Genomic DNA, 18,202 nt, shown 5'->3' on the forward strand with positions numbered 1-18,202 from the left:
CATACGCTTTTCAATAAAATCAATCTGCTTAATTTCGAACTCCATTCGCGGGCATAGCCAAAGTTCCGTTTACCGTCCAAGCGTCAAAAGAGGTGTCTGCACTTGTAAACTCTATCGTTTGTTTCCCCGCTAATGTGTTCAGCACATCTGTTAAATGCTTAGTGGCGGTTGGGTCCAAGTTAACAGAAGTTTGTGCGTTTTGATCTATGGCAGCGGCGGGCTGCTGTGCCCTTGCAACTGGAACTGGAGCCGTTCCCAAAAGCATGGATATTGCCGCAACTGTTGCAGTGACAGAGCTCCATTTTTTCATGGGAATTCCTCCTGACATCTCAATTGGGATTTTTGTCCTAACTCAAAGAAGCCCCTTAGACCTAATTTATAGGCTCAAGGAGCTTCTCATTCACTACATTATCCATTCTTCAGCAGTCTGGCCGCCGAAAATGCTGCACCATGACGCAACTTTCGCTTTTCCAACCGTTTGTGCAGCGAACGATTATACAGAACCTGAATGACAAAATACGAGATAATGCCCAGCACCACACCGAAAATCGACATGCCGATCAGGATGTGCAAGCCTCCGTGCAGCAAGTCTCTGAATACAGACCAGTTGCCGTGAAACAGCTCCATAAAAGAATGCTCGTGAAGTCGTCCGCCCCTGACATGTACCGGATAATGAGATGGATAAATCCAAGCTCCCACTTGCTTGGCGAATGGCATCAGTACAATTGGCAAAAAGGTCAGCTTACCTACAACGTTACCCACAATGGCCGCAGGCAGCGAGCCGCCAGAGAGACGAACAATCGGATAAAAAACAAGGTATACCAGAGAAGCCGTGGAAATCACGATCATCTCCAGCGCAAAGCCAATGGCGAAGCCCAAAGAAATCTTTTTAACTCCACCAGGGGCACGCAACAGCTTGATGAAATTCAGCCGAATCGCACGCCATATATTTTGAAACATATTATACTTCTTCTTCGATTTATGAGGTTTGAGCCTTTTCGGATTGAGCTTTATCAATAGGAGGACTCCTTCAACAGTACTATTCAAGTTCAGGAATGAGTCAATACAGCTCCCATCCTTACTTATGTCTATACTGTCATTATAACCCTCAGCGTTCGAAAAGCAATGTTATTCCGCCTGTTTCGCCGTTTTAGGACAGAATTCGCTTGTTGACATCGTTTTGGAGAGGTACAATGTCCCAAATCTCAGCCGCGTACTGCTGAATCGTACAATCACTAGAAAATTTCCCAGAATGGGCCATATTCACAATAGCACGCCGAGTCCACTCCGGGGGATTCCGATACACTTGTTCAATGTGAACCTGTGTATCCACATAGGATGCGAAGTCCTTGAGCACAAAGTATTCATCATTATGATCAATCAGGGATTGATAAATGGCCTCAAATTCCCGTTCATGCCGCGTAAAAGGAGCATCGTTCACGAGTTGATCCAACACTTCACGCAGTCTTTCGTCACTGTTGGCTGTTTTGCGCGCCGAATACTGGCCGTCTCGGTAATATGCCTCGATCTGATCCACCTTCAATCCAAAAATGAACATGTTGGCATCGCCTACCATTTCATGCATTTCAACATTGGCTCCGTCCAATGTACCTATTGTGAGCGCACCGTTCATCATAAATTTCATGTTCCCTGTGCCTGAGGCTTCCTTGCCTGCCGTGGAAATCTGCTCACTGACATCCGCCGCAGGAATAATCAGCTCGGCTAGCGAGACCGAATAATTTTCAAGGAAAACGACTTTCAGCTTGTCCTTGACATCTACATCCCGATTGATCGTGTCCGCCACGTTGTTAATAAGCTTGATCGTCTGTTTGGCGAGAAAATAACCGGGGGCGGCTTTGGCTCCAAAAACAAACGTGCGTGGCGTCACATCCAGGCCCGGATTACTTTTAAGCTGACTGTATAAATGCATCACATGCAAAATGTTGAGCAGCTGTCGCTTATAACCATGCAACCGTTTGACCTGTACATCAAAAATGGAGGACGTATCCAGCCGCACGCCCTGTTTTGCAAAAACATGCTCAGCGAGCCTGACTTTATTATTTCGCTTAATCGCCTGTATCCGTTCTTTGAACGACTCGTCCCCACTGTAACGAAGCAGGTCGATGAGCTCCCTTGGACGGGTCCTCCAACGTGTGCCGATGGTCTCATCGTACAAGCTTGCCAGCTCCGGGTTGGCATGTATTAGCCAGCGGCGATGGGCAATCCCGTTTGTTTTATTATTAAAACGGTCAGGGTACAGCTCGTGAAACGACTTCATCTCTCGTTCCTTTAATATTTGCGTATGCAGCGCAGCTACCCCATTAACGCTGTAGCTGCCGACGATTGCCAAGTGAGCCATACGGATTTGTTCACCGTGAATAATCGCCATTTCACCAATTTTGATGTCCTGACCCGGGTAACGCTCCAGTAGCATAGCGCAATAACGTTTGTTAATTTCTTCAATGATCAAGGAAATACGAGGAAGTAGCTCCCGTACCATATTGACAGGCCATTGTTCCAGCGCCTCACTTAATATCGTATGATTTGTATATGAAACGGTTCGCGTCGTAATATCCCATGCATCGTCCCAGCCCAAGCCCTTCACGTCTATCAGAATACGCATCAGTTCCGGTATAACCAGCGTCGGATGTGTATCGTTAATGTGCAGTGCTATTTTATCGGGCAACTGGCTATAAGGTAAACGAAGCTTCTCGAACGTACGCAAAATACTTTGCAATCCGGCCGAGCACAGGAAATACTGCTGCTTCAAGCGAAGCAGCTTTCCCTCATAATTGGAGTCATCCGGATATAGAAATGCCGAGATGGATTCCACCGATCGATTGTAGTCGAGAAAGCGGTAATAACCGCCCTCGCCTCGAATCGGTCCTCGAACGGGATCAAGCGCTGATTCCGCACTCCAAATCCGCAGCGTATTCACCTGCGCATGACCATAGCCCACCAGCGGAATATCGTAAGGGACAGCCCAGACTGTTTCGGCATCCTGTGTCTCGAATACAAGACGTCCCTCCTGTTCACGGGTTTCCACTCTTCCCCAAAAATGAACCTCGACCTTTTTGTCAGGACGGCGTTCCTCCCAGACATTCCCTTTCTGTAACCAGTAATCCGGCAGTTCAACCTGATTGCCATCCACAATACGCTGTTCAAACAGACCATATTTATATCGGATGCCGCAGCCATGTCCTGCATAGCCAAGGGATGCCAGCGAGTCCATGAAGCAAGCCGCCAGACGGCCGAGACCACCATTGCCTAACCCCGCGTCAGCCTCCTGTTCTTCAATTTCCTCCAGATCCCAGCCCAGTTCACCCAATGCCTGCCGTACCATATCCAGTACGCCCAAATTAAGCAGATTACTGCCCAGTAGACGACCTATCAAAAATTCCAGTGAAAAATAATAAATCTGCTTCTCTTTTCCTTCTTTGTAGGCTTGGTTCGTTTCTGCCCAATTCTTGCCGACTTGTTCACGAATCATGCCACCCAAAACCTTATATACGTCTTCCGACTGAGCCTCCTGCATCGGTTTGCCCAGCCTTCCGACCAGTTGCTCTCGAAAAGCCTGCTTAAAAGCTTCTTTATTGCTGAACAAAGTTGTACCTCCTGTTATTTCCGTTTTAATGGCTAAGTATATCCTTTAAATTACGCTATTCTTGGCAATGACATAGGGAACTCTAATGTCTCCAATCAGAGTTCGATCTGGTGAAAGCTGTACATCTTTATCTAAAACCACATTCTCCACAACTGCCCCTTTACGGATGACACATTTTTGCATAATAATCGAGTTGCTTACCCGCGCGCCCTCCTCCACCTGCACTCCACGGAAAAGAATACTGTTCTCGACCTTGCCCCCAATGGTGCAGCCATTAGCAACAAGCGAATGATCCACCTCGGCGCTGTGCGTATAACGAGTCGGGGCTTCATACTTGATTTTGGTGTGCACCGGCTGATTCTGGAACAGTGCTTGATACTGCTGCTGATCCAGCAGCTTCATGCTATTTTTATAGTAGCTCTCGATAGAATTAATGACTGCATGATAACCTTCATAACGATACGCATAAATGCGCAGCCCACTTGGGTTTTTCTGGATGGCATCGCGAAAGAAATGATTATCCTGATGGGCTATGCAATGCTTCACCTGATCCAGATACAAGCCTTTGTCCATCACGAACATTTCCAGATAAATATTATGATGATCCTGCTCCTGATGAATACCAGTCACCCGTCCGTTCTCATCAATCTCCAGTCGTGCACAAGGAGCATGCTCAGATTCGAGCTGGTCTATGGGTTTATATACGAGGGTAACATCTGCATTTTTCTCCCGATGATAACGGTATACATCCTCGATATCAACCTTATTGACATGCTGAGTTCCTGCGTGAACAAGGGTTTGCCCCGATGAGCGATGAAAAAAATCCAGATTGTTGTGCACATGCTGCAAATCTCCACGTGATGCATCCGTCGGATCATTCCAGTCCGGTGGCAAAATAAACAACCCGCCCCGTCTGCGGTCTAAATCCCAAGGCCGACCTTCACCCAGATGATCCAGCAGCGAACGGTATTTGCGGCGGATAAACAGTGCAATATCATGCACCCCTGCATGCATCATGTTGGATAAGGTAAAATCAATGAGCCGATATCGACTGGCAAAGGGAACTGCGGCCCCGCACCGGAAATAGGTCAACTCCTTCAACTGATCCAGTTCGTGATCCAGGTTGATAACTCCAATGAGTCGGCTCATAGCAGACACCGTCCTTATCCGGGTTAAATTCGTGCATGAAGCTGGCTTTCCTGATCGAACAAAATAATCTCATCAGAACTATCTTCAGGTCCGATAAACGCGTTGTCTTCAATAACGATGTTCTCATTCACGATAGCCCGGTGGATACGTACATTGCGCCCAATTTTTACGTTCGGCATGATGACAGAATCGGTAATAACGCTCCCTTCACCTACTTCGACCCCATAAAATAGTACAGAATGCCTTACTTCTCCATCCACCATGCAGCCTTCATTTACAATACTGTTTTTGAGAATCGCCCGTTGGGTTATATACTGGGCCGGTTGATTGGGACTGCGGGTATAGATGCGCCAGAAAGGATCGTTCAGATCCAAAGGCGGATCCTGAACCAGAAGATCCATGTTGGACTCCCACAAGCTCTGAATGGTACCTACATCCTTCCAGTACCCGGCAAACGGGTACGCATACAGCGACCGGCCATGCTGAAGCAGCAATGGAATGATATCCTTGCCAAAATCATGTGAGGATTCAGAATCGCTTGCGCTTTCCAGTAAATAGCGACGCAACACCTCCCATTTGAACAAATAAATGCCCATGGAGGCCAATGTACTTTTCGGCTGTTCAGGCTTCTCCTCAAAGTCATATATTTTCAGATCATCATCGGCGTTCAGTATCCCAAATCGTTGGGCTTCCTGAATCGTGACATTGATGACAGAAATGGTGCAGTCTGCTTCCTTCTCCTTGTGATAGTGGAGCATTCGACTGTAGTCCATTTTATAAATGTGATCCCCTGACAGAATGAGTACATGCTCCGGGTCATACTGATCCAAGAAATGCAGGTTTCGATAAATTGCATCCGCCGTGCCCCTGTACCAGTTGTTTCCATTTTCTTTCTCGTGCGGAGGTAAAACGAACACTCCTCCATCCAGGCGATCCAAATCCCAGTCGCTGCCTACGCCGATATAGGAATGAAGCACCAACGGCTCGTATTGGGTCAATACGCCTACGGTGTCTATACCAGAATGAGTGCAATTGCTGAGAGGGAAATCAATAATACGGTAAGTTCCTCCAAAAAACACTGCCGGTTTGGCTAGTGTACGGGTAAGTCCTTTGAGTCTTTTGCCTTGTCCGCCGGCGAGCAGCATGGCAACCACTTCCTTTTTCCTCATAACAAAGACCTCCCTGTCATGTGCGTCTGAAGCAATTGTGGCGGGATATTTGATAATATCCATTAAACATGAAAAGACAGTCGTAATCGTTTCATTGGCGAAGGAACGGGTAAGATGTGATGGAGAAGGGTAAAATCATAGTTATGCGGAACGAGTGCAAGGAATCACTAAATCGTAAAATCCCGTTCATCTTTTCACATTTTGGATACTTTTAAAGTATTCGTGTATGACAACATGATCATAAGGAGGCGTTATTCATGAAGAATAAAAAATGGGTGGTAGCAGCATTGGGAATGGGTGTTACGTATCTGATGAAAAATAAAGGGGCACGCGATAAGGTATTGAATAAGGTACAGACCATTGTCAATCGTGCGAAAACATCTGCAAAATCGTAGAATGTTAAAGGTAGAAAAAGCGAGCCTCTCTGAATCATGGTTCAGGGAGGCTTTGCTCTGACTTTTTTCTGCGTCTACGAACAAAATATGGTTCGAGGCTGTATCCGTAGACGGTCAGGCATTCTCCTTATGTTCTTCTACTTCCATGATATGTTCAACGGTAAAGGTTCGATGCGTCCATTCGGAAGAACGGTAAGCCTCTAGGAGACCAAAGGTACGAATTTTCTCCTTGTCCACCTGCTTAAAGGTATGAGTAATCCCTACCTTTCCCCTGAAAGGAAAAAAGGAAAGACCTACAGTTTGATCCGATAGCCACTCGGCCCAAACTCGCCCGCTTTCATGTCGAACAGCCGGGAAGCTTAAACCTTCAGCAAACCATTCATAATCTGCTGTAGGCGTACCCGGCTCTCGGCTGCACAAAAACAGACTCAATTCGTCGCAAAACAACATTCTCCGTACATCGGTCCGCACTTGATGGTCGAAGGTTACGCTACATGCCAGCTCCTGTTTGAGCCTCTGCCGACGCTGTTCCTCCGCCTCCTGATAAGCATGCGTAATCTGCTTGTCCTGAGCGTTTTGATGCTCGGTCCGTCCGACTAGCTCCTTGTACATCAAGCTACACAGTAACGCCGCATACATACTTCCTTGTTCGACTTCATCAATCCCAAGACGATAGAAAACAAAACGTGGACTGAGCGGAAAATCAATAAATGTATATGGTGCAGACACATGATCATTCCAGAAAGGAGCAGCGTCTAACTGTATCCAACCCCGATCATGCTCCCTTGCTGCATATACAAAATCCTGCTTATGACGTCTATTCTTGAAGGCACTCTCTTCCCATTGTGAAGCCAACTCACCCGAAATATGGGCATGGTCATGCTGCGTCGTCATGATATAAGCTTGGTCCGTTTCATAAATAACCATATGCTCTCCCCTTCCGTTCGGCGATTCGTGTGATTGTGTACAAACTCTCTGATCGAAGGCCATGGTTATGCTTACGTTTATTATATCAGGATAAGGGTAAAAAGGCAGGCAAGTTTTCCGCCTCTTTATATCTAATTACCCTTTTGATTCTGCACTCGAAACTGCTGTGGGGTCATCCCCTCCAGCTCACGAAATACTTTGTTAAAATGCTTTGCATTGTCAAAACCCACATTAGCCGCAATTTCATAAATCTTGCCCCCTTGACACTCCAGCAGCTTTTTGGCTTCTGCAATGCGCAGCCTTTTTACATATTGAACAAAGCTAAGGCCTGTATAGGCTTTGAAAGCCTGACTAAAATACGTATAATTCAAGGATACTGAATTGGATACTACTGCCATATTTAAATCCTCGCTGTAATGAGCATGGATGTATTGGATAGCACGTGTCATGCTACCGTTTCTATCGGCGATCACACTCGCGCCAGCCAGTCTATCTTTCTCTACGCTGACAACACTATCGTCTATGAGGTGGTTCCTCTCCTTCAATTCCTCATTCAAAACTGCCAGCGCACCAAACAGCTCCTCCCTTACAATCGGCTTGAGCAAATACTCCCGTGCCCCGCAGCGAATCGCTTCGCGCGCATACTGGAACTCGTCATATCCACTGAGAATGATCACCAAAGGTCTGCGTTCCGGCTCCAGCTCGCGAATATGCTGCATCAGCATAATGCCATCCATAACAGGCATACGGATATCCGTTATCACCAACTCGGGCAAAAACTGCTTCACATGCTGCCAGGCTTCCCTTCCGTCCTTGACCAGTAAACATTCATAGAGACCGGAAAATTCCCGTTCGATCATAGCTTGAAGTCCCATTCGAATATTTTTCTCGTCATCCGCAATCAACAGCTTGGTCGTCATGGTCCGCCCCCCTCATCATGTAACGTCTAGGCAAAATTAGGGTCACTGTCGTCGATTGTCCGGGGATGCTGTCCAGTCTTATGCCATACTCTTCGCCATACTGCATACTTAAACGGCGATGCACATTATACAAACCGATTCCCCCATTCATCCCGGGCTCATGGGAATCCATATCCGTTCGCGCTAGACCAGCCATGATGGCGTTTCTTCTTTCTTCAGATATCCCCACTCCGTTATCCTGTATACGCAATTCTATGATATCCTGCTTAGAGCAGGCTTCAATCGTGATGCTGAATGGGCTTTGCAATGTACTCCAACCGTGCTTGATAGCATTTTCGACTACAGGCTGCAGCGACATTTTCAGCATCTCCAGTTCCATAAACGCCGACGATAGATGAATTTCCAATCCAATTTGGTTATCGTGGCGAATGTTCATGATGGCCACGTAATGCTGGATATGTCGGATTTCATCCCGCAACGCAACACACGACCCGGACCATTGGAGATTATAACGCATCATCGAGCCAAGGGAGGTAAGGGCATCCGACAGCGGATACTGCCGTTCTATCTCCGCCATCATTTTTAAATTTTCCAATGTATTATAGAGAAAATGGGAATCAATCTGATGCTTGAGCGCTAGCAGTTCAGCCTCCTGAGCAGCGGCCTGCTTGTGTACTGCCTCGGCAATGAGTCCGTTAATCCGACTTAGCAGACTGCGAAAATATAGAGCCAGCTCAGCCACTTCTCCCCGCCCATATACTGGAATTCTAAGCTGAAAGTCACCCTCCTGCTCTACTTTTTTCATGGATTCACGCAGTGTATGTAGCTGCTTGAGAATGAAGGCATGCAGGGTATAAGAAATGACGGACATAAACACAATCAGCATACTAATAATGAGCAGCATGGCATTGCGTTTCTGACGGAGATCACCCAGCGGACCGTCCAACGCCACCACATTTAGCAAATAGGCGTCCAACCCTTCTATATAACGATACATACCGAGATAAGGCTTATTCTCATAGGAAAAATCAAAAGCACCACCCGGTCCCTGAACCTGGGACTGAAACAGATGGTGCACATGGGACAGAGGGATGGAAATTGAATCTGATAGAGAGGAAGCTGTAGCTATATCGCTAGAAGACATTGGTTTTTCAGCGTTCCTTGCGCTGGAATCGCCGTCCAGAATGAACATTTGCCATGCACGATCACGTTGTGGGATTCCAAATACTCTAGGTGAAAATAGCTCCAGCCTCATGTTTGTTTCTACCAGACCTGCGTGTCTTCCTCCGGTAGACTGAATTTCACGCAGCAGTGCCATATACTGCACTGTCTCACTTTCCTGCCGGGATTGCCCCAGAAGTAAGCTTTTCGGCCCCTTGTACATTTCCCACCATATTTTCCCTTGTCGGAGTTGGGCCATTTTCAGCCAGGAAGCCTTAGGCAATCGTGATTCTTTGAAAATCATCGGCCATATTTCATGCGTCTGTGAATTACTTGTATACAGTCGAATGTTCTCTACATTGGGATTACTGTACAGCAAGTGCTGTAAATTTGGAAACACATTCAAGTTGAATTGGACCAGCTCATCGCTGCTTATTTCACGTTCCTCGGTCAGATAACGAAGTACGTTGCGATCTGAGATCGCAAGCTGTGCGGTTCGCTCCATAATTTCCATATTGCTATGAATATGGGCCAGCTCTGTATCCAACACATACTGATTTTGTACGGTGATGTCGTGCATGGTATTCTCGTACAGTTGGTGAAAGGTATATAGCGAGAATAATACCACCGGGATTAAAATGACTCCGATATACGCGACAATGAGCTTAACTTGAAGGGAGCAACCGCCAAGCCGATCGGCCGTCCCCTTCATCCACTGCCATATCGTGCGGCGCAGCAGGCTCTTCATCTGTGAACGTGCACGGCCTGGCATGAAATCACATCCTTAGGGGTTCAATAGATTAAAGCATTGAATTAAATCATTTGGTGAACTGTTCAATTTTCTTAAGGTTTTCCTCATAGGCTTTTTGCTGATAGGCCATAACTTTGTCATATCCTGCTTTCCTGCGGTCTTCCAAAAAGCGAGCAAACAGCTGGTCGAATTCCTCATCTGAGGAAGCAAGCAGCAGCTTCGGCAATGTCTTGCCCCAAATTTTATCTATCTGGCCTGACGCAATACCCTCTGCCGAAGTTCCGGTCGGTTTAATATTGTCATATTGGGAGAAGCCTTTCGTCTTGCCTTTCGTCCAATCCTCTGGCTGCTTATACGGCTCGACGCTGGGCGGCGCCCACTGCAAATTCATATTCGTATCCATCAGCATCCAGAAGGTGAAGGAGGCGCCATATTTTTTATCAAAAGCAGAACGATCCTTGTTCAGCAGCTCCTGTACCTCCGGCTTGAAGGCTGGCTTACCGTTAACCATGTCCCATAGCTTGCCCTGCTCCCCCAGATACAGGTCACGATTTCCTTCCTCGCTAATCAGATAAGTCAGAAATTCAATAGCTCGCTCCTTGTCTTTGACATCCTTCGAAATAAGCGTCACCGTCCAGCCGGAAATACCCGGCCCGGCCAGCGTCGGCGGGTCCAGCTTACTGTTCGAAGGTCCATCCACCGCGATATAGACGGAGTTCGGGTCCTTCGCATATAACAGTACCTGTTGAGTGGCAAAGTCAGAACGCTGGTATAGCATGGCAAAATATCGGCCCTGTGCCACCTTTTCCTCCATTTGCGGACGTTTGTCGATAAATACGTCCTTGGCGATCAGGCCCTGCTCATTTGCTTGACGGAATGTTTTGAGCCAGCGAATATACTCTTCGTCCGAACGACGATCGTATAGCTTGCCGTCCTTTTCATGAGGAATGGCTAGGAAATTGAGTAAATAGTCTTCAAAAGAATAATTTCCGTTATCTGTAAATTCGTGAAATCCTATCGGGATAAGAGGCTGACCGTTCACCTCCGGAAATTTCTCTTTCACTTTTTGAAGCGCTTTCAAAAATCCTTCTGGTGTCCTCATATCTGGTTTGCCGATCGCCTCGTACATATCTTTCCGAACCATAAACGTCTGGTTGGACACAAAATTTTGGCCGTATTTTTGATAATCCTGTGGCGAAGAAGAAGCGTTAGGATACCCGTATACATTCCCGTCCGTTTGGCGATACCAGGACATTTTCGCCGGATCAGCTATTTTAATCAGATACGGATCGTATTTCTCGGCCAGCTTGTTGAGCGGAAGCACCATCTTACCCTCGATCATTTTTTTGACCGCGTCCTCTCCCCAACCCAGCGTGACAAAATCAGGCAGCTTGCCGGAGGCCAGCATGGTATTGAGCTTTTCATTTTCATTCCCTGCGGGTACGATAAAATTGACGCTGACCCCAGTCTTTTGCGTAACATACTTTGAGGTCATATCCGTCCCCCACTTGTTCGGGAACCAGGAAAAGTTCAAATACCAGTCAAACGTAATCGGCTCCATATCCGCCTTCCATCCTGGTACATCTGCCGTAGCCTTGGTCTTCTCGTCCTTCAATTCCGTGACAGTACCGCCTCCACCGGACGTACATGCCGCGAGCAAACCCACCAGCAGAACAGAAGCCAACAGCCCCTTCTGCCATTTGCGAATGTTCATCATAAATCTCCCCCTTGGATAATGTGCTATCCCTTAATCGAGCCGATCATCAGACCCTTGACGAAATATTTTTGCAGAAAAGGATATACCAGTACAATGGGCAGTGTCGTCACAACCATCGTCGCCAGCTTGATCGATTGCGAAGTGACGGACTGGGCAACGACCCCCGGTGCAGCAGCCATCATCTGATTAGAGCTGGATTGGGCAACAACCCGGTACAAATACGTTTGAATCGGCTGAAGATCCGTATTATTAATATAGATCATTCCAGTAAAATAATCGTTCCACTGGTATACCCCATGAAACAACGCAATCGTCGCTACTACCGGCATAGATACAGGAAGCACGATCCGGCAAAAGATACCGAAATCGTTCGCACCGTCTATTTTCGCCGCCTCTTCCAATGCATCCGGCAGTTCTCGGAAAAAAGCCATAAAAATAATAAGGTCAAAAAAACTGAACATCGCAGGAATGATGTACACCCAAAAGCTGTCCAGCAGTCCGAGATCACGAATCAGCAAGTACGTTGGAATCAATCCCCCACCAAAAAACAGTGTAATGGTGCCAATCAGCATATACAGCTTGCGCCCGATCAGCTCCTTACGGGAATATGCATATGCAATCATAGCGGTAAAAAACACATGAACAATCGTGCCGATTAACGTCTTGGCAATAGTCACTCCCATCGCAGTCATAATACCGTTGTTGGCAAACACAGCCTGATAGCTGCCCAGACTGAAGACCCTCGGCCACCAGTAAATCCCGCCTCTCATCGCGTCTGCTCCTTCGTTAAAGGAGTTCACCAGCACATACCACACGGGATACAACGTCACAAAACAAATGATCAGCATGAAGACGTTGTTCACGAAATCGAATATCGCTTCGCCTGCTGTTCTGCGTTGCAATAGCTGCATGCAGCCGTCCTCCTTCAAAATAGGGATGTATTATTCACCCGCTTGGTCACCGAATTGGCAATTAGCAGCAAAATGAGAGCAAGAACCGATTTTAGCAAACCCACTGCGGTAGAATACGAGAAACGGCCCTGCTGAATGCCCACCTGATATACATAAATATCAACTACATTACTTGCACTTTCATTCAGCGAGTTACGCAGGACGAGAATTTGATCGAAGTTGGAGTTCAATATGCCGCTAACCGCCAAAATAAACAAAATGGATATGGTCCCCTTGATAGCGGGAAGTGTGACGTACCACATTTTTTGAAACCGTCCGGCCCCGTCAATGGTGGCCGCTTCGTACATGTCCGTAGATACCCCCGCCATTGCTGCCAAATAGATAATAGCTGACCATCCAAGCTCCTTCCAGATATCCGAGCTAACGACGATAGCCCAAAAATAGCTCGGCTCTGCCAAATAACTGATCGGCTGGTCAATCCACCCCCAGGCTAGCAACAGTTGATTAATCATCCCGGTATCTGCCAGCCACGTCGTTAAGATCCCGCCAAGAATGACCCAAGATAAAAAGTGAGGAAGGTACGAAATGGTCTGAATAGATTTTTTGAACCGAATGGATCGTATTTCATTCAGGAACAGAGCAAATACAATGGGCAACGGGAACCCAATCGCCAGCTTGAGCAAGCTAATGCCCAGTGTGTTTTTGACAATGTACCAAAAGTTATCATCCTCCAAAAAGGCCCGAAAATGCTCTAACCCCGCCCAAGGTGCGCTTGATATGGTTCCAATGATGTCAAAATGTTTGAAAGCAATTAAAATACCGTACATCGGAATGTAATGAAAAATAATCATCCAAACCACCCCAAGCAGCGCCATGGTCTGCAAATGTCTTTGTTGAACCCATTTGCGCGCTAGTGATGCCCCTCTCCCCGATCGAACCGGCGGCTGTGTCTGCAGATTCTTCCATCCTGTACTCATACGAGGACCTCCCTTCTTTGTGATGTAAGCACTTACATTTATTATTTTAGAGGCTTCTGCTTCGAATGAGTAGTACTGGATTTTTTGATTTTGGTATCTAAATTTCAGGTGGGGATCTAACTATACGTACAAGTTTTCTTCCAGCCTTTGGATATTTACATCTATTAATTTACGAAGAAGACTATCAGATGGTACGATAAGACTATATGTGATTCCAATCATTACCTATATACCTAGATCAGGAGGATTAAGAATGGAAGAATTGGTTCGTTCGATTCAGAAACAGGTCCGAATTAAAAAGGTTGCCTGCTGGGCGGGGCTCATCATGTTTGGCCTGTGCACTTTAGTTGGCATTGCAGCTCAGGAATGGCTTATGACGCTCTTGGCGCTCGCGATGACAATTTTATCCGTCTATGGATTAACCATGATGCGTGGTATGACAAAGTTTACTAAGGAGTATCAACCGGGAAAGGGCTACGGTTATTATCGTCGTACGGTACAACAAAAGCTGCGCTATCTAACTTGGGGACAGTGGTTAGTAGGCGGCCTTATTGTCCTGATGTTCTTTGTATTTAACGTCCGACTTAGCGCTTTTCTCATAGCTATTCTGGGTATCCTAACCATTCAGTTCAGTATCAAAAAACGAATTAAAAATCACCAGGAGCCCGATATCACTGAGCTGGATGAGTTTGTACGAATGGGGATTGTTTCTCCGCATGAGCAGACTATTGGGGTATATAAAGATTTTCTACACCTGAGCCAAACGTTTCGGGGTAACCAAATTGTTATCGTTACAGACAAACGCCTGATTTCTGTATTTGTGGAGGAACAGGGGCGTGCGGTGAAAACGGAAATGCTGCTCTCGGGTATAAACAAAATACGCGCAATCGGTACGGGTTTTCAGGGTCAAGGTATATTGCTGTCTGTAAGTAACCGTGACCATAACGAGCTTCACATTCATATGGTCGGGAAAAGCATTTTCTTTTCTCCAGAGCAATTCATAGGCTCCTTGCTACGGGCACTAGATGCAGCGTTAAAAAGCAGATCATACAGCACGGAAGAACCATTCCCGTGCTACCAACAGACAAGAATTTCATTGCATCCATCAGAACAAGGTTTGCTGCATAAACCTACGACAGCTTAAATAATTTTGGGACATGTACCACGTTATATATATGCGTTATGATCGATCTTCATAATACGCCAAATAGCAAGTAAGCCCTGATCATAATGAGCTTACTTGCTATTGGGTGTACTTCCACATCATATTTTCAAATGAACTGCCTACCTGCTAAAACAACTAATTTTCTACTTTACTTCTGCCTTCTTAATGATTGGCTCCATGATAGAATACCGTGATGAGGTCATGACTTGTAACAAACACTAGCAAGCTAAACAAACTGAGCGACAGAGGGCGTGAAATCAATTTTTTCATCCTTTAACACTCCTTTTAAAATAGTTATATATTGGTCTTGCTGTGTTGCTGTAGCTTGGGATCTGAAAATTTCAAATATAGCGGTACATTTCCTAAACTCATGCTCATGTTCCATACCCAGGGTATCGGACAGCATGAGAGATTGCAGGATATAGCCCAACGCAACCGTAAACTGTTGTTGCTTGATATAATAAAGAGCCAACTGATAGCAGAAGCGAAAATAATAAGATACATTCACGGGCTCTTCTAAATATTTAAAACCTTCAATTTGTTCGGCAAATGATTCAAGCACAGCCTCTAAAGGATAGTCATATCTCGATGCTCCCTCAACGATGGAAAGAAGCCCCGGTAACAGCTCTTCCGGATTGTTACGAAGAAATTGCACGTATTCCTGCAACACTTCGCCATGGCCTGACAAAATATCAAGGGCATACAAATTAGCTCTGGCAGCATAGCGGTAAAATTCGACCTCTGCTTCCCCATATTGATCGAGACCATTAAACCAGCCCAATTCTGCATATTTTTCGATGCAATCGCGAGCGGCCTCATACTTGCCCTGTTTTTGGAAGGCCATGCCTTTCATGAGATGACTGTAGCCGTAGTAGTAGACTAGCGGCCGTTTGGTATGTATGGGTTGTATAGGTTTCTTGCGCGCTTTGTAGAGCTGTAATTCCTGATACTTTTGGTTGACATGGCTATACAACCGGTCGCATAAAGCAATCATATTGGCACCATCCGCAAATGAAAAAGACAGCTTAATCATGTTAACAAGTGTGTCTAGATCTGTGATGTCGGAGTGAACAAGATCATCCACCGTTCCCGCCTCCTTATCCGACTTTTATATTCACCAAACAAAAGTAAGATCTAAATCCTAACTGAAAATAACTTAATTACGTATTTATTACGTAATTAAGTTATATCATAAATTCAAGCATATGACAAGTGCATTATGATAATATATTCCAGTTTTTAAAATACCGATGTAAGTGGATCGTTCACTTGTTCATTTCCATGTGAAGCAAAGGAAATGCCCTACCTGATCCATCCAGTGCAGATCGCCCCGTTTGTACAAAGCCGTAATGTCTGTAGAAAGCATACGCTTTCTCGTTCTGCTCATTCACGTCCACTTTGAGATGCTTCCCTTTTATTTTTTCAGCATACTGGATGAGTCGGCTGCCTATGCCCTGCTCATGCCGTTCAGGGTCCACAAACAGCATCTCTATTTTCAATCCGTCCAGCCCGATAAAACCTGTTGGTTCTTGACTTCTATTCCATTCCATCCAAACTTCAAGTTCTCTTAAAACACCATTGCGTACGATATGATGATAAAATTGAATGTCCTCTTCCGACAAAAATGTGTGCGTCCGGCGTACAGCCCGCTGCCAAATATCAACGAGTTGATCATGATTTTCTTCACGATAAGCAACAATTTCATTTTGCACTTGTACTTCCCCCCCTCATTTAAAAATCGATATTGCATGTTTTGCAGTAAGTCTAACATGCCTATTTTGAAGCATACAAACACAAAAAAGGAAGCGGAATAATTCCGCCTCCCATACATTACAGCCTTTTACAACGTAACACCGTTTTTAAAAATAGCGAGCTCTCTGAAATTGTTTTTCTCATTGTTCACCCAAGTTCCGCTGGCTACATCGACAATGTAATCAACAAAGTTGCGGAGCGCTTCTTCCATACTGACATCCTCCACCAGTGAACCGGCGTTATAGTCGATCCAATGAGGTTTAGCTTTATACAACGGCGAGTTGGTTGAGACCTTCATCGTCGGAACAAAGGAGCCAAACGGCGTACCGCGTCCGGTTGTGAAAATAACGAGCTGGCAGCCCGCTGCGGCGAGAGCTGAAGATGCCACTAGATCGTTCCCCGGCGCGCTGAGCAGGTTGAGTCCCTTGGTCTTAAGACGCTCCCCGTACTGAATGACATCAGTGACTGTGGAAGACCCGGATTTTTGCGTACAGCCCAGTGATTTATCCTCCAGTGTCGTGATGCCCCCTGCTTTATTGCCCGGTGACGGATTTTCGTATACTGGCTGCTTGTAATCCAGAAAATATTGTTTGAAATCGTTAATCAGATGTACGATCTTATTAAATACTTGCTCATCGGCAGCGCGCTCCATTAAAATCGTCTCCGCCCCAAACATTTCAGGTACTTCTGTCAATATCGTTGTTCCACCTTGCGCGGCCATATAATCCGACAATCGTCCGAGTAATGGGTTGGCAGTAATACCCGATAAGCCATCAGATCCACCGCATTTCAAGCCGATGTTCAGCTCAGACAAAGGTACAGGTTCCCGTCGATCTTCTTGCACGGCCGCAAAAATTTCATGAAGCAACCTTACCCCTTCCTCTACTTCATCCGACACATCCTGGGAAAGCAAAAACTTTACCCGCTCCGAATCATATTCCCCGATGGCTTCCTTAAATTCTTTCATCTCATTGTTCTCACAGCCCAAACCCAGTACAAGTACGCCACCTGCGTTCGCATGTTTCACGGCATCGATCAAAATCGTGCGCGTATGTGCGTGATCGTCACCCAACTGAGAACAACCATAGTTATGCTTAAGCACAAGTGCATTTTCAAAAGGTGAAATATCTCCCGCTTCCTGCTTGAAACGGTTTAAAATAAGTTCAGCGATCCCGTTCACACAGCCGACCGTCGGCACAATCCACAACTCATTGCGAATCCCCACACGACCGTCCTTTCGCCGAAAACCTTGAAACGTACGACTCTCCTGTTCATATAAATGAGGAGCTGGCTTAGGCTTATAAGTGTACTCCTCCACGCCTGTCAGGTTCGTCTTCGTATTATGCGTATGCACATGCTGTCCTGCCTGAATGGGCTGAATGGCATGACCGATGGGATAACCGTATTTCAGAACATACCCACCTTCAGCTATATCCTGCAAGGCGATTTTATGCCCACGTGCTACATCCTCGGCTAGCTCCACTCGTTGTTCTTCTTGTGCTCCCCACGCCAGTGTCTCTCCCTGCTTGTAATCACGCAAGGCGACAGCCACGTTATCTTGATCATGAATTTGAATGAATTCCAGCATTCCGGTCTCCTCCTTG

The 18,202-nt window shown here is 46.1% G+C and carries 16 protein-coding genes; 2 read left to right on the forward strand and 14 right to left on the reverse strand.

Translation table 11 applies throughout. The features are described from left to right. Positions 1-28: 28 nt before the first annotated feature. The 5 genes from ACUYLD_RS21320 to ACUYLD_RS21340 form a co-directional block, all read right to left on the reverse strand. A complete protein-coding gene (locus ACUYLD_RS21320; protein ID WP_446675950.1) occupies positions 29-310 on the reverse strand; it encodes a hypothetical protein in 282 nt (93 codons plus the stop codon). A gap of 98 nt (positions 311-408) precedes the next feature. Then, entirely contained in the window at positions 409-960 is a 552-nt protein-coding gene (locus ACUYLD_RS21325; RefSeq protein ID WP_028542387.1) for a DUF2062 domain-containing protein, read from the reverse strand. A gap of 190 nt (positions 961-1,150) precedes the next feature. Next, the gene (locus ACUYLD_RS21330) at positions 1,151-3,604 is read right to left on the reverse strand and encodes a glycogen/starch/alpha-glucan phosphorylase (protein ID WP_322162048.1); all 2,454 of its coding nucleotides are present in this window, start codon (positions 3,602-3,604) and stop codon (positions 1,151-1,153) included. 45 nt (positions 3,605-3,649) lie between these two features. Next, positions 3,650-4,753 (reverse strand): glucose-1-phosphate adenylyltransferase subunit GlgD, encoded by a 1,104-nt coding sequence (glgD, locus tag ACUYLD_RS21335; protein WP_061830347.1) that lies wholly within the window; start codon positions 4,751-4,753, stop codon positions 3,650-3,652. 23 nt (positions 4,754-4,776) lie between these two features. Next, positions 4,777-5,922: a glucose-1-phosphate adenylyltransferase gene (locus ACUYLD_RS21340; RefSeq protein WP_069291775.1), complete on the reverse strand. Its 1,146-nt coding sequence runs from the start codon at positions 5,920-5,922 to the stop codon at positions 4,777-4,779. 257 nt (positions 5,923-6,179) lie between these two features. Between ACUYLD_RS21340 and ACUYLD_RS21345 the strand changes: the two genes are divergently transcribed. Beyond that, the gene (locus ACUYLD_RS21345) at positions 6,180-6,317 is read left to right on the forward strand and encodes a hypothetical protein (protein ID WP_023988334.1); all 138 of its coding nucleotides are present in this window, start codon (positions 6,180-6,182) and stop codon (positions 6,315-6,317) included. 114 nt (positions 6,318-6,431) lie between these two features. Here ACUYLD_RS21345 and ACUYLD_RS21350 read toward each other — a convergent pair whose 3' ends face one another. From ACUYLD_RS21350 to ACUYLD_RS21375, 6 genes are all read right to left on the reverse strand, one after another. Next, complete coding sequence (locus ACUYLD_RS21350; RefSeq protein ID WP_061830345.1) at positions 6,432-7,244, reverse strand: DUF3891 family protein; 813 nt, start codon at positions 7,242-7,244, stop codon at positions 6,432-6,434. A gap of 131 nt (positions 7,245-7,375) precedes the next feature. Beyond that, positions 7,376-8,164, reverse strand: coding sequence for a response regulator transcription factor (locus ACUYLD_RS21355; protein WP_061830344.1), 789 nt, complete (start codon positions 8,162-8,164; stop codon positions 7,376-7,378). After that, a complete protein-coding gene (locus tag ACUYLD_RS21360) occupies positions 8,136-10,097 on the reverse strand; it encodes a sensor histidine kinase (RefSeq protein WP_446675951.1) in 1,962 nt (653 codons plus the stop codon). Before ACUYLD_RS21360 ends, ACUYLD_RS21355 begins: the two co-directional genes overlap by 29 nt. 46 nt (positions 10,098-10,143) lie before the next feature. After that, positions 10,144-11,790, reverse strand: coding sequence for an extracellular solute-binding protein (locus tag ACUYLD_RS21365; RefSeq protein ID WP_061830375.1), 1,647 nt, complete (start codon positions 11,788-11,790; stop codon positions 10,144-10,146). A 26-nt stretch (positions 11,791-11,816) separates the two neighbouring features. Beyond that, on the reverse strand, positions 11,817-12,704 hold the full coding sequence (locus tag ACUYLD_RS21370; protein WP_061830342.1) for a carbohydrate ABC transporter permease: 888 nt from the start codon (positions 12,702-12,704) through the stop codon (positions 11,817-11,819). A gap of 14 nt (positions 12,705-12,718) precedes the next feature. Further along, positions 12,719-13,681: an ABC transporter permease gene (locus ACUYLD_RS21375; RefSeq protein ID WP_254351347.1), complete on the reverse strand. Its 963-nt coding sequence runs from the start codon at positions 13,679-13,681 to the stop codon at positions 12,719-12,721. A 253-nt stretch (positions 13,682-13,934) separates the two neighbouring features. Here ACUYLD_RS21375 and ACUYLD_RS21380 point away from each other — a divergent pair, with 253 nt between their 5' ends. Continuing rightward, a complete protein-coding gene (locus ACUYLD_RS21380; protein WP_322162061.1) occupies positions 13,935-14,825 on the forward strand; it encodes a hypothetical protein in 891 nt (296 codons plus the stop codon). 247 nt (positions 14,826-15,072) lie between these two features. On the opposite strand, the gene ACUYLD_RS21385 is transcribed toward ACUYLD_RS21380, so the two are convergent. The 3 genes from ACUYLD_RS21385 to ACUYLD_RS21395 all read right to left on the reverse strand — a co-directional run bounded on the left by ACUYLD_RS21385 (position 15,073) and on the right by ACUYLD_RS21395 (position 18,186). Continuing rightward, entirely contained in the window at positions 15,073-15,930 is an 858-nt protein-coding gene (locus tag ACUYLD_RS21385; protein WP_322162063.1) for a DNA-binding protein, read from the reverse strand. A 181-nt stretch (positions 15,931-16,111) separates the two neighbouring features. Then, a complete protein-coding gene (locus ACUYLD_RS21390; RefSeq protein WP_322162065.1) occupies positions 16,112-16,558 on the reverse strand; it encodes a GNAT family N-acetyltransferase in 447 nt (148 codons plus the stop codon). Positions 16,559-16,686: 128 nt separating this feature from the next. Beyond that, positions 16,687-18,186 carry a UxaA family hydrolase gene (locus ACUYLD_RS21395; protein ID WP_322162067.1) on the reverse strand — a complete coding sequence of 500 codons (1,500 nt, stop codon included), beginning with the start codon at positions 18,184-18,186 and terminating at the stop codon, positions 16,687-16,689. Positions 18,187-18,202: the final 16 nt, after the last annotated feature.

Source organism: Paenibacillus sp. SER-28, assembly GCF_052906305.1.